Origin of the sequence: Nocardia panacis (assembly GCF_003598715.1) — a bacterium.
GTDB classification, from domain to species: domain Bacteria; phylum Actinomycetota; class Actinomycetes; order Mycobacteriales; family Mycobacteriaceae; genus Nocardia; species Nocardia panacis.
On sequence record NZ_QZFU01000010.1, the window covers coordinates 23,296 to 36,536 of the forward strand.

The following is a 13,241-nucleotide window of genomic DNA, read 5'->3' on the forward strand; positions in this document are numbered from 1 at the left end:
GCATCGGTGGGGACCTACCATCCGCGAGCGCGGTGCTGCGTCTCGACTGGACGACACGGTGAGTGTCACTGTGGACGGATGTGTTCGGTTGACCGCGCATCCGTTGCAGCGGGTCGGCGCGTACGCACTACTCAGTTTGGCGGGTGTCGGCGAGCGTGAACGTTCGCCGGAGTCGCTGACGCGCGCGGAGTTCGAGCGCGCCTGCGCGGAGATGGCCGACGATGTGATTGCGACCGCCGCGCTGCCGGATACCAAGGCGCCCCATGCTTTTTGGCTGTCGGCGAGCTATTTTCTGTGGCCGAACTCGCCGATGAACACGACTTCCAGGGCATCGCTTCCGATTGCAGAGCGGCGGGCGCGGATCGCGCAGTGGCGGACGTACCCACAGACTGTGCTCGATGTCCCATGTGCATTGTGCGGGTTCGCCGCCCGCGGGTTCTACGGGAAGGTCGACGTTCCGTTGTGGGCCAGCGCCAATCACCTCAACACGACGCCGCCGGACCACGAGGGGCTGGCATTGTGCGTCGGCTGCCTGGCCAGTTTCCATGCGCTGCCCTATGGGTGCTCGATTCAGGGCGGCAAAGTAGCCGCGCTGCACAGTTGGGACGACGCGGTGCTGGAGGCGATGACCAGGCGGCAGGTGCGTCGGACTCGGCAGGAAGCACTCCTGTCCGCGGGCGGGAAATCGACGCAGGCCAGGTACTCGCGAGAAGTTGAGGCGCTGTGGGCGTTGCGGACCTATGAGCATCGGGTTCGTGAGGGGGTGGAGTTGTATGTGTTCAGCAACGACAACCAGCCCGCTCGCCAGGGCCTCGATGTGTTCCCGGTTGACCAACCGTTGGCCGAATGGCTTCGCGCGGTCCTGCGCTCGGCTGAACTGAACATCGGCTTCCGGTATCTGGTTCGGGCTCACTACAGCTCGAAGGCGCCCGGATCAGTTCGATTGGCTTATAACGCCTTTCACTACCCTCATCGGCTCTCCTCGACTGCGGCCAACTATCTGGCAGGTCTGACCAGCAGTTCGGGGAAGCCGCCGGGGGAAACGACACAACTTGTCGCCTTGTACAAGTCGATGGTGAGGGAGGTACTCGGCGTGGCTCAGCGTGAGATCGACCAGATCGAGCAGCTCGGTGACCGGATCGGGCAGCTACTACGTGTGAAACCGGAACGGGGCACGCTCAAAGAGTTCGAGCATGTGCATGCCGATACGGGCAAGTTGCAGAGTTGGCTGAAGAAGCAGGCGGTCGCATGGACGCTGCGCAGGGAGGTGTCCGAGCCGCTGGTGAGCACCGAGCAGTGGCGGTTGCTGTTCGAACCGGGTGACCGGCTCCGGTTCCATCGCGACCTGCTGTTCATTTCGGTGTTGCAGCACTTGGCGATTCATGGCTGGCTCGCCGATGACGCGACTGTGCGCGGCGAGCAGGACGACGACATTCTGATGGAGGAACAGTGACGCATCTCGTGGGCAAGATCGCCCTCGATATCGTCGCCGGTGCGCCGAATAATGGCCGCGGCGACAACAACGTCGGTGAGGTCAAGAAGATGCGTATCGGGCGCGATACGCACCCATATGTGTCCGCACAGGCGTTCCGGCGGTGGCTGCGGGAGAGCCTGCCCACCGACGTCGCGGTGTCCCCCGTTACCCGGTCGGGTTCGAAGGCCAATCAGCAGGCATATACTGCGGGCCGGCCCGATCTGTATCCCGACGATGACCTGTTCGGCTACATGGTCGCGGTCAAAGGTGGTAGCTACCAACGCGACACAGTACTGGCAACAGGGACTCTGCTGTCGGTGACACCGCAATGGCCGACACGGGATTTCGGCACGATGAGCCGCGGATTCGGCAACGACGAGAACCCGGTGATACACGAACACGAGCACTACACAGCGCAATTGGCCGCGGACGTGTCACTGGACCTGCCACGGGTGGGCGTGTTCCAGTTGCAGGGCAGCGGCCCCCGCCGCAACCTCACCGACACTGCCGCGGCGGAAGCCGAGGCCGCGGGCGCGGACAAGACCACGTTCCGGGGAATGGACAGCGTCCGGTTGCCGATCGAAGAACGTCGCCGCCGGGTCGTCGTGCTGCTCAATACGCTGGCGCAGGTGCGCGGCGGCGCGAAACAGGCTCTGCACTATGGGGAACGGTCGCCGGCTCTGGTGCTGCTGGCACCGTTGAAAGGCGGCAACAACCCGTTCACCCGCATCCTGACCGCTCGAGCCGTCCGCGAAGACCAGGGCCATCCGCATCGAGAGACGGTGTTCGACGCGCACGTGCTCCGCGAGGAAATGGCAGCCTGGGCAGACCAACTCGACGACGGCCCCGTCCTGCTCGGCTGGGCACCGGGATTCCTCGGTGATCAACGCGAGAGGGTCCGCGGCGAGTTGACCGACCTGATCGAAGCGGGTGCGATCGTGCTCGACCATCCGCGAGTGCTGTTGCGTGGCTTGGCCAAACAGATCGAGGCGGGCGAGCGCGACGACTGGTTCGAAGTCCCGCAGCGGTGATCGACGCGCTGGAGGTCAGCGTGACCGCTGACGTCGTGTCGTTCCGCAATCCGCTGTATGCGGGGATCCAGGTCGGGTTGCCGTGCCCTCCCCCGGCCACGATCGCGGGGATGCTCGCCGCAGCGGTGGGCGGCTGGGACAACGTGCCGATCGAGCTGCGCTTCGGCACCGCGTTCCATGCTCAGGGCGCAGGCGTGGATCTCGAGACGTATCGCCCGCTCGACAGACGCGGTAAGGCCACCGATCCGACCCCGAAGGATCGGGACTTCCTCGCCCGCGCCGAATTGACGGTGTGGTTGATCGACGATCTGGATTTCTGGGAGCGGGCATTGCGGTGCCCGGTGTGGCCGCTGCGACTGGGTCGTAGCCAAGACCTCGCCGCTGCCAGGCCCAAGCACATCGAACTCGCCGAAGCCGCCGGTCGACAAGGCCATGCCATCACACCCGAGCAACTGACCCGCGCGGGGACGTTGCTGCGTCTACCCACCGCGATCAGTGTCGACCGCGCCCGGACACGATGGGACGGATACCGTTACGCGGCAACAGGATCCGAGGAAGTACTCGATACCGGACTCAGCACACCATCCATCGATGGAGAGCGCGGTCAGGCCGTGGCGTTGCTGACCGGACTCCATGTCGCCCAATTCGTCGCGGAGGGTCTCCGATGAACGAACTGCGTCGACTCCGCGCCAAGAGTCCTCGGCGCACCGCCCCGCACGGTGAGGCTCTGGTCGACCACCTCGCCGCGACTCTGGTGGGCGCCGAGCGACTCAAACAGCGGGTCGGTCGCATCGCTGTCGTGCCGGATCGGTTTTGGGTGTGGGTTCTGATCGCGGCGCTGTTGCACGACGCGGGAAAGGTTCCTGATGGCTTCCAGCAGATGGTGGCCGCCGTCAATGGTCCGGTATGGAAGCAACGGCACGAGGTGTTCTCCCTCGGCTTCGTGGCGGACTTGCTGTCCAAATGGCCACTGGACGAACAACTCTGGGTCGCTGTCGGTGTGCTCACCCATCATCGCCCACTGATCGGGCCTGCCGGATGGGCCATCTTCTCGACCTACGACGAGTCGGATCCTGTCGAGTTCACCAAGCGGTTCGGGACCGTGAATCCGGACGCCACCACCCTGCTACGGAACTGGCTGGCGCGAGTGCTCACCGGCACTGACCTGCTCGACGCAGTCCCCGACTCCGGTGACGATCTGGGCGCGGCAGCTCACACGCTGCTCGAAGCGATCCGAGACCAATGGGAGTACGACGGCCCCGGACCGGATTCGTGCTTGACCGCAGTGCTATTGCAGGGCGCGGTCACCTTCGCCGACCATATCTCCTCCGCACACGCGACGCTGCTCACCGAGCAACCACTCAACTCGGTCTTCGCGCTCGGACTGGTCACCGGCATGGAAGCATCCGGAAAACCGCTGCGCCGTCACCAGATCGAGGCAGCCGCCGCCGGCAAGCATCTGCTGGTTCGGATGCCGACCGGGTCGGGCAAAACCGAAGCCGCCCTCCTGTGGGCGGCAGCGCAGGTCGAACACGTGAAGGCCGCGACCGGCGGCCAGCCGCGAGTGTTCTATCTCCTGCCCTACCTCGCTTCGATCAACGCGATGACCGACCGACTCGCAGATTTGCTCGGCGACAGCGATTTCGTCGGCGTCCTGCACTCGGAAGCCGCCTCCTATCACCTGGCTCGATCCATGTGCGCCGACACCGATCTCGATGAGACCTCTGCCGCCGAGCAGGCTGTCTCCCGCGCTGCGGCGTCTCGCTTGTTCCGCGAACTCGTCCGAGTCGGTACCCCATACCAATTGCTGCGCAGCGCATTCGCAGGCCCGGCACACAGCTCGACCCTCATCGACTCCGCGAACTCGGTTTTCATCCTGGACGAACTCCACGCCTACGAGCCCCTGCGTCTGGGCATGATCCTGGCAATGATCGAGCTCTGGACCACCCTCGGTGGCCGCGTCGGAGTCGTGTCCGCGACACTCCCCTCCCGGCTCGAAACACTACTCATCGACACACTCGGCGAATCGGACGTCACAGTCGTAGCAGCCGCGGATCAGCCATGGCCCCGACGCCACCGCCTAGGTCTGCGCGAACGCCACCTCACCTCACCCCAGGCAGTCGACGAGATCGAACGTCGACTACACGCGGGCGAATCCGTGCTCGTCGTGGCCAACACCGTCAACGACGCCCGCGACCTCTACTCCCGCCTCGCGCCGATCGCACGGAAACTCCACGGTGAGCAAGCCGCTCTGCTGCTGCATTCCCGATTCAAGACCGGCGACCGTTCCGAGATCGAGGAGAGAATCCAGCAGCGGTACGGCACCGGGAAACCGCATCAGCCCGGCATCCTCGTCGCCACCCAAGTAGTTGAGGTGTCTCTCGACGTATCCTTCGACGCCCTGCACACCTCGGGTGCTCCCCTGGACGCGTTGATCCAGCGCTTCGGCCGGATCAATCGCATCGCGGTCAATCCGCCGGCGGACGTCGTCGTGCACGCTCCGGATTACCGCAAACGACCCACGAGCGACGACGAATGGGCCGACAGCGTCTACGACCGGACTCTCACCGAACTCACCATGTCCATACTTGGAGCGCACCAAAATGAAGTCCTCGACGAACAGCAGCTACAGCGCCGGCTCGACGAGCTGTACGAATCTGTGTGGGGCGATACTTGGCAATCGAGCGTCGAATTCGGCCGCAAACAATTCCGCGAACAGTTCCTGACCTTCGTTTCCCCCTTCGACAACACACGCGCACAGCTCGGTGACGAGACCTTCGATGAATTGTTCAACGGTATCGACGCCATCCTGGAACACGACATCGACGAGTACAGAGAAGCGCTGGCGGCAACCGAGGACAAAAGCGCCGGGCGACTACTCGGCAGCCAATTCCTGATCCCACTGCCGTACGCGGGCCGCTTTCAAAGCATCTACGACAAATCCCTGATGGTCAACGTCATCGATGCCGAATATGACTCCCTGACCGGTCTCGGTGCGATCAGGACCAAACCCTCGATCCGGCCACACCCATCACTGACGGAAACATCATTTGATCACTGACTCAAATATTGGCGGAGTACGCACACAATACCTCTGCACAGCCCACGCCAACCGTCGCTCCACATACGAGAACTGCAACCCAAAGCCCTCAGCGAACATACGCAATTCGGATAATCCGCCCCAAGGGCTCGCGCCGTCGGGACATGCTAGGCGGAAGGCGATCCTTCCGATAATTTGCTATGAATTCAATAAATCCACCATTTCCGCGTTTCGTGACGCCAATCAATCCATCCCTGAAACCAGGGAACTGTACCGCAGAATCGCCAGGGCATAGTCGGCGCTATTCATGACAAATCTGGTCAGCTGACCGCGAATGGCGAGTGTTCACCCACGGAGATCGTGGGATTTCAAATGATAGAGATCGAACCTTCCTAAATGATGCAGATACAATAGGAGCAATGATAAACGGTTGACGTACCTCAAATGAAAACACGCACTATCCGCAACTTCAATGCCTGCGTATCACTTTGATTAGTAACATCCCAGCCGAAGCGCCTGCCACTACACTCAGCGCGCCTGCCATTCCTGTTGACGTTAGGACTACTGGCACAATCGAGCAAATAGCCAGCATCGCAAGGATGAAGAGGAGATGCTTTGCAGTAAAGTGTGAGCTAATAACACCAAGCCATACGCGATGAATAAAATCAAGACCACCCGCCGGAGGCGTCGCTCCACGCTGCTGCAAGAGGCATGGCGCAGTTCTGCATGTATCACAGTAGTCTTCACGGCGCGAATAATCCTGACCGGAAGCATTTGAAGCACTGTCCACATTCATCTTCCCGAATTGATTGAAATTGAAAGGCAGTATTCACGTCTAGCACATTGAGATAGACAGGGCCTATGGCCGAATTCGTTGCGCAATGTTTCGACTTGTCCATCTAGATGACATACGACCATACAGCCATGGAGATTATTCAGCCAAGATTGCATTCAATCAACGGTTCTCGATGCGCGAATTTCGGAACCGCGTTTCAAGCATGTCTAGTCGAACACCGCCGCCAGACCATGCAGGTTCGCAGTCAAGTTTGCAGTCTCGAAATTAGTCAAACCCGAGGGAAGAATCACCGGATTGATAAGGAGAGTAGCTCACACCTCGCCGCTAGGCTCCTTGAACAATTCCTCGATTGTTGCTGGGTCTGCCGATTCTGCCGAGAGAAAACCGGAATCACCTCGGCGAACATTCCTTCGATAGATAACACGACGTTGCCCTTGACCTTCGTTGCAGTCGAAGAAACCTATACCACACGGAGCTACTTGGCGATATTCCCTCAAAGGGACAATCGGCGACCGGTCGACCTGTTCGGCAAACGCGATCAATCTAGTGTTTCAAACCCATCAGGGATGCCAGCGAGCACCTCGCGCGCTGGAATTAGAGGGTACTCCACTCAAGCAGGAACCACAAACCTGCATTCGGCCAAGGCAATCAATCTAGTCGACCACACCCTAGCATCAGCCCATCTCACAGTAGGGCGGTCGACGATCCAAAGATGACGAGAGGCGCTCTGAACAGGGATAACCCGGAATTCTGGGCGCTGAGCATCACACTAGGACCTCGTCCATTTGGTTGCGTTGGGAACTGAATGTCCGGTTTGATCGGGGCTTTCTGGCGGTGATGCCGCCTATGGAGTGGTGCAGGTGGCACGAACGCCGGAGGGGTTCGTCAATGCGGTGGCCCCTTGGAGGACGAGGGAGAGTTACAGCGGATCACCAGGGGCAGCAAGCAACCGATCCGGGTGCCTCACGCAATCGTGGTGATGGCTTCCGCGCAATGTCAGCTGGTCCCGTTGGTCCGCAGGATGATCCTGGTCAGCGAAAGGTATGCGCGGCAGATGATCCATGGTTTCAACGAACGGGACTCGCGACGCTGGACCTAAAATGGAGCGGGTAAGACCGACGAGACGACGTGTGAGCGTATCGGTCAGATACCCGGTGCTGCCCCGTAATCTGGGCCAGTCCTTTTCGATGCGGAGTTTGTCGAAGTTGAGGTAGAACGAGATCGCCGATACCAGTCGCGAGAAACTGCGGAAGATCCTGACCGCGCAGGGAATTTCGTAGCAGGCGGCGAAGACCTGGAAGGTCGGAAGGATCCTAGTTCACCGACAAGATGGACCGGATCCTCGACCTCTACGGCCACCCACCCTTCGATACCTGGGTGATCTGTTTCTACGGGTTCGGGCCGTTGAACTTGCAACCCCATGCCGGGCACTGCTGGCTCACGCCCCGGCACCCGAATCGATTGCGGGCGACCTACCACCGCTGATCGCCCCCTGCGGCGTCACGCTCCGGTAGCGCACCGTGGTGCTCATGTCAGCGATGACTAGATTCGATCACTTCACCTGCGGTGCAGTACATCTGAATCACCCCCGGATTTCTGCACATGCGGACATCTGTCTCCAGGCGGTCGCTCGAAGCAGGTCCAATAGGAGTCGGCTCCGCGCTCGGCCCATGGTCGGCGGCCGAACTGGCACACCAGCCGGGAGTCGTCGAACCTGCTCACCCACCCCTGGGGGAGGACGTCGGCGGCTGGAAGTCGGATCGTGAGCACGGGTGGACTATCCCTGCCCCTCTGGTGTCTACTCAAGCTCCCAAACCTGCGCAGTGCACTGCAGAGATTGCAGACCGGTCCCCATCACCCTCCCCACCTGAGACCAGACGTGCGCGAGCGAATTGAATTCGATTGGATCCGTAGCGATCTGACCTATCGTAGTGCCGATGGACATCGATGCTCTCCAGGTCGCACGCGATCAGCTACGCTACATACTGATTACCGACTCGGCACCGATGAGTCTGGAGATGCGGCTGCAGTTGGGGCTGATCGCCGCGCAGGTCGCTCTCGCTGAGCGCCTACCGCTGCGAACCGACGACACGACGCGACCTCAGAACGTCGTCGAAGCGGATGAGTTCGTTTGGGACGACGTCACAGTGCAGCGCTTCATAGGCAGGCTCGGCCCGACCGGTCTGAGGGCGATTCGAGCATTGGTCGCCGCGGGGGGCACCGCGACACCGGAGCAGCTCAAGCGAGCGCTCGGCGCTAAGAATCTGGGAGGGATGACCTCGAACCTGCGCCGGGCAGTCCACTACATAACCAAAAGAGTGCCGCCACCCTTACTGGTCGAAGCCCGGCATGAGGGCAATTCATTGGCTGAGCCAATTCGGGAGTACAGATTCTCTGCAGGAACCCTGCCGATGGTCGTTACGGCACTGGAACAGCTCGACACATAACCGCGGATCATGCCCGATGGCGTGAGGAGCAGATTATGGAGCTGTTTACACGGATGAAGCCGCGATATCGCCCTGCGATGACTTGTATCGATCCGTTCGGGAGGACACTGAGTGGGCAATCAACCTGATCGGCAGGACGATTCATCGCACCTAATCCCCTACGGCAGCGACCTCGGCGATCTATGGGAGAGACGATCGGCCCCGTAGCCGGAACCCAGCACGATGCCGCTTATCCTCGATGCAGATGTGGGCGGTGAATCGGACGACGCTCTCGCCCTGGCTGACGCCGGAGGGTCGAGTGTACTGTCCCGGATCTGGTGGTGAGCATGTACGTCATCGTCGTCTATGACACCGCATCCCAACGAAACCCCCACGTACTCAAAGCATGCCGCAAATACCTCCACCACATCCAACGCAGCGTCTTCGAAGGAGCCATCAGCCCCGCCCAACTCAAACGCTTCCGCGCCGAAATCGTCAATGCCATCGACCCCACCTACGACAGCGTGCGTCTACACCTACCCACCCGGCGCCACTCCCCAACGCGACGAATGGGGCACCCAGCAGTCGGCACCCTCCGACATCCTCTGACCCGAACGCAGCGACACGCCGGAGTCTTATGCAGTACCGACGGTCCGCTGCAAAACCAGGACACACTCGGCTGGAAAAGGAACCTTCTGCCAGCAGCTTTACCTTCGGGTCCGCATCCGCCCTACGAGGGCTCGCAACATGACCGGCTGTCCCGCCTCGATCGGGCTGGGCTTGCGGTGTCCGCATCCGCCCTACGAGGGCTCGCAACCCGAATCCCGCGCCCACCAGGTCCGACAGGTCCGGCGTCCGCGTCCGCATCCGCCCTACGAGGGCTCACAACTGATCGAGGACGCCGCCCACGCCATCGGCGCGGAACGTCCGCATCCGCCCGACGAGGGCTCGCAACGGGTGAGTCTCAAGATGTACCGGCAGCGTCAGACAGTCCGCACACGCCTTCGAGGGTTCGCAGCAGATCGGCACCATTGCGGAAGTCGAGCCAGTGGCCAGAAGGTAGATGCAAGACACGAAGTAGCCACCCACCCGAGCAGGCTTGAAGACCAGGGCATCATCGTCTAACGTTTCGACCCACTCGATCACCGGAAGGTGGCGTAAGCACAATTTCGAGGGGCTCAAGTCCCCTCTCGCGCACAGAATCGCGGTGTTTACGCCACATTTTGCGGACCGGTGTCGACCGTCAGGTAGTGCTAGCTGGCTGCCGTGACAGAATTCCTCCAGTGCGAGCCACTGTGGGGTGGTCAGCTGGTTGGTCGGCCGGGGCGCTGCGGGGCCTGCAGGAGGGACCGTCCATCTAGATCGGTTCATCGACCTGATCTGATATCCCTGCGTTTCATTGCGGCTACCGCGGGGATGGCGGCCCAGGCCAGGAGCGCCATCATCGACATCGCCGCGGCCAGACCGAAATCGGTGTTGATGCTTCCGAAAACGGCGATGCCGACGACGAAACTGAATTGGAAGGTGGTCGTCGCTATACCGGTCGCATCCGCAATACGATCAGGTCGGACGCTCGCTACTGTCAGCCCCAGCAATGGGGTGAACCCGGCGCCGTATCCCAGGCCGGCCGCGGCGAGTAGCGCCATCGCCGGTCCCGCTGACCAGTGATCACCGCGCGACACGACGGCGAGCAGCATCAGACTGCCGCCGAGCACGAACAATCCGGCGATCACCAGGGCTGGATGCCGCTGCTGCGCTACCAAAGAGCCCGGTATCGAACCCACACCGAACCCGACGGCGAACGGAAGCAGTGCCAACCCGGCCGCGGCGGCCGGGTAATGATGCCGATCCTGCAGATCGGCGGCTACGCAGTACAGGACAGCGGTGTATGTCGTGCTCGACAGCAGCAGTGCGAGCAAACCAGGGCGCATCCGTGGCATTGCGAGAACGCCGAGGTCGAAAAGCGGGGATCCGCCACGACGCTGCTGGGCGCGCTGCCATGCGACGAAAACGACGAGCACCACGAGACCGCCTGCGATCAGCAGCCATTCCGGGCTCGTCCATCCGGTGCTGGGGCCGAGCGTTAGCGGGCCGATGATCGCTCCGGCGCCAATGCTCAGCAAGGCGACTCCGGGCAGATCCAGCCGGCGCGGCGACACCGGAATCACCGGGAGGAGTCGGACCGCTCCTATGAGGACCAGGACCCCGATCGGCAGGTTGATCAAAAATACCGTGCGCCAACCCAAGCCGAGAAGATCGGCGCTGATGAGGGCGCCACCGGCGGCCAGTCCCATACTCGCGCCGAGCGAGATCATCGCCCCGTACGCGGCCAGTGCCCTGGTCCGGGCGCTGCCGACGAAGTCGACCTGAATGAACGCGATCGCCTGCGGAATGGCCAGCGCCGCGCCGATGCCCTGGACTGCCCTTGCCGCGATCAGCAGGACACCGTTGGGTGCTGCGCCGGTTACGACGGAACCTACGGTGAACACAATGATCCCGAGCACGAAGATGCGCCGTCGTCCGCGATCGGAGCCGAGCCGCGCACCGGTGATCAAGGTGCTCGCATAGGTCAACGTGTAGGCCGCCACGGCCAACGCCGCCACGCCGGACTCGATCTTCAGGTCTCGCTCGATTGATGGTGCGGCCACGTTGCCGACCGTGGTATCCATCGACGCCATGAATTGACCGGTCAACACCACGGCCAACGCCGCCCAGCGCCTGCGGGACGTCGTTGTCACGTCCCCGGTCTCGACGCGATCGAAGCCCGGACGTGCGATCATCACGGGCGGTCTTCTCCTTCCTCGGACACCTACGCGATGTGGTCGAGCAGTTGTTCCATCGCCTCGACGCAATCGAACACGTCGACGTACCGGATGTACAGCGGTGCCAATCCGAATCGCAGCAGGTCGGGAGGACGGACTTCGACATCGAAGCCCCTCGACGCCAGTTCGCCCGCGAGTCGGGGCGCGGATTCGTATCGCAACGAGACGTGGCTGCCACGCTCCGCTGCCGCGGTGGGACCCGTTACCTCGACTCCGAAGCGAGCGAGTCGGGTCCGAGCCAAGGCGATGAACTGCTCGGTGAGCGCGATCGACTTGGCACGAACATCACGCGGGTCTGCCCGCGAGGTGACCGAGACACCTTCATCCAGCGCAATCAGACTCAGCAGTGGCGGGCACCCGGTGGTGAGGCGGGCTATTCCGGGATCCGGCCGATAGTCCGCTTCGAAGTCGAACGGCTCCGCGTGGCCGAGCCACCCTGTCACAGGCTGTTCGAAATCGGTCAGCAATCGGCTCGACACATACATGTATCCGGGGGCGCCCGGTCCACCGTTGAGGTATTTGTATCCGCATCCGACCGCCAAATCGATGCCGATATCGTCGGCATCGATCGGCACGACTCCCGCACTGTGCGACAGATCCCACAATACGAGCGCGCCCGCGGCATGTGCGCGAGCCGTGATTTCCCGCATCGGTAGCAACCGACCGAAGCGGTAATCGACATGGCTGAGCAATACGACAGCTACGTCGTCGCCGAGGTGGTCCACAATTGAATCGGTGGGCACACGTCGGACCGTCGTCTCCGGGCGGAAGTGTCGCGCAACGCCGTCTGCGATATAGAGGTCACTCGGGAAGTTGTCATGGTCGGTGAGTATGACCGTCCGCGCTTGCGACCGAGCCGAAGCCGCTCGCACAGCGCCGCACAGTAGTTTGAACAGATTGACCGAGGTCGACTCTGCGACTACTACTTGACCGGCTGCCGCGCCGATGATTCCGCCGATCCGGTCACCGACCGCTCGCGGCAGATTCAGCCATTCGTATTTCCACCATGAGGCATTCATATCGATGCGCCACTGGTCCCGGACCACCGATTGCAGACGCGACCCGGTGCTTCGCGGTGGTGGCCCCAAAGAGTTACCGTTGAAGAAGACGTGATCCTTCCTCATGTCGAACAGGTCTCTCATTCCGGACAAAGGATCGACATCGTCCAGGTTTTGGAGGTCACGACGATGCGCGCTGTGCACCTTCATCTATTTGTACTCCGCAATTTGTTGCATCAGACCGTACATGTCCTCGTTGTGCCACCACTCCGCGAGACGGTCGTCATGGTCGAATCGCATAATATCGATCCCCGACATCGAAACCGGGCGACCCGTTCCCTGGATCCCGACAAGGGTCCCGGTATGCGTACCCGACGAACTATATCGAGCGACCAGCTTGTCTCCGTCGATGAGGATATCGTCGACCACAAAGATAAGGTCCGGAAACGCCTGGTGCCAGTCGAGTGCCATGGCCACATGCCCCGACTTGGTGTTCGGGAACTCGTCGATCGGCCGGTGATCAAAGAAGTCCTCGGCCAACACTCGACCCCCCTCCGCGTTGCCGGAGTTCCAGAGTTCTCCAATCCAGATATCCTCGTAGATGCGTCGCATCAGTTTTCGACGAAGTTCGGCGTCCGCCATAACTCCTCCTCC

Annotated in this window: 9 protein-coding genes and 1 pseudogene; 6 read left to right on the forward strand and 4 right to left on the reverse strand. The window is 61.7% G+C overall.

What is annotated here, in order from left to right:
- The first annotated feature begins 88 nt into the window (after nt 1–88).
- The 6 genes and pseudogenes from D5S18_RS02040 to cas2 form a co-directional block, all read left to right on the forward strand.
- Nucleotides 89–1,453, forward strand: a complete 1,365-nt coding sequence (locus D5S18_RS02040) for a hypothetical protein (protein ID WP_147403816.1) — start codon at nt 89–91, stop codon at nt 1,451–1,453.
- Entirely contained in the window at nt 1,450–2,505 is a 1,056-nt protein-coding gene (gene cas7i / locus D5S18_RS02045) for a type I-B CRISPR-associated protein Cas7/Cst2/DevR (RefSeq protein ID WP_120037399.1), read from the forward strand. Before D5S18_RS02040 ends, cas7i begins: the two co-directional genes overlap by 4 nt.
- A 20-nt stretch (nt 2,506–2,525) precedes the next feature.
- Nucleotides 2,526–3,173 (forward strand): CRISPR-associated protein Cas5, encoded by a 648-nt coding sequence (cas5, locus tag D5S18_RS02050; protein WP_203236539.1) that lies wholly within the window; start codon nt 2,526–2,528, stop codon nt 3,171–3,173.
- Complete coding sequence (gene cas3, locus D5S18_RS02055) at nt 3,170–5,566, forward strand: CRISPR-associated helicase Cas3' (RefSeq protein ID WP_120037401.1); 2,397 nt, start codon at nt 3,170–3,172, stop codon at nt 5,564–5,566. The genes cas5 and cas3 overlap by 4 nt, the downstream gene beginning before the upstream one ends.
- A gap of 2,712 nt (nt 5,567–8,278) precedes the next feature.
- Nucleotides 8,279–8,788, forward strand: coding sequence for a hypothetical protein (locus D5S18_RS02065; protein WP_120037405.1), 510 nt, complete (start codon nt 8,279–8,281; stop codon nt 8,786–8,788).
- A gap of 326 nt (nt 8,789–9,114) precedes the next feature.
- A pseudogene (gene cas2 / locus D5S18_RS36325) lies at nt 9,115–9,291 on the forward strand (CRISPR-associated endonuclease Cas2); the annotation flags it as partial.
- A 358-nt stretch (nt 9,292–9,649) separates the two neighbouring features.
- Here the strand turns inward: cas2 and D5S18_RS36545 are convergent.
- The 4 genes from D5S18_RS36545 to D5S18_RS02085 all read right to left on the reverse strand — a co-directional run bounded on the left by D5S18_RS36545 (nt 9,650) and on the right by D5S18_RS02085 (nt 13,229).
- Nucleotides 9,650–9,913 carry a hypothetical protein gene (locus tag D5S18_RS36545; protein ID WP_439651078.1) on the reverse strand — a complete coding sequence of 88 codons (264 nt, stop codon included), beginning with the start codon at nt 9,911–9,913 and terminating at the stop codon, nt 9,650–9,652.
- 221 nt (nt 9,914–10,134) lie between these two features.
- A complete protein-coding gene (locus tag D5S18_RS02075; RefSeq protein WP_120037407.1) occupies nt 10,135–11,547 on the reverse strand; it encodes an MFS transporter in 1,413 nt (470 codons plus the stop codon).
- 29 nt (nt 11,548–11,576) lie between these two features.
- A complete protein-coding gene (gene kynU, locus D5S18_RS02080; protein ID WP_120037409.1) occupies nt 11,577–12,797 on the reverse strand; it encodes a kynureninase in 1,221 nt (406 codons plus the stop codon).
- Nucleotides 12,798–13,229 carry an ester cyclase gene (locus D5S18_RS02085; protein WP_120037411.1) on the reverse strand — a complete coding sequence of 144 codons (432 nt, stop codon included), beginning with the start codon at nt 13,227–13,229 and terminating at the stop codon, nt 12,798–12,800.
- Between the last annotated feature and the right edge of the window lie 12 nt (nt 13,230–13,241).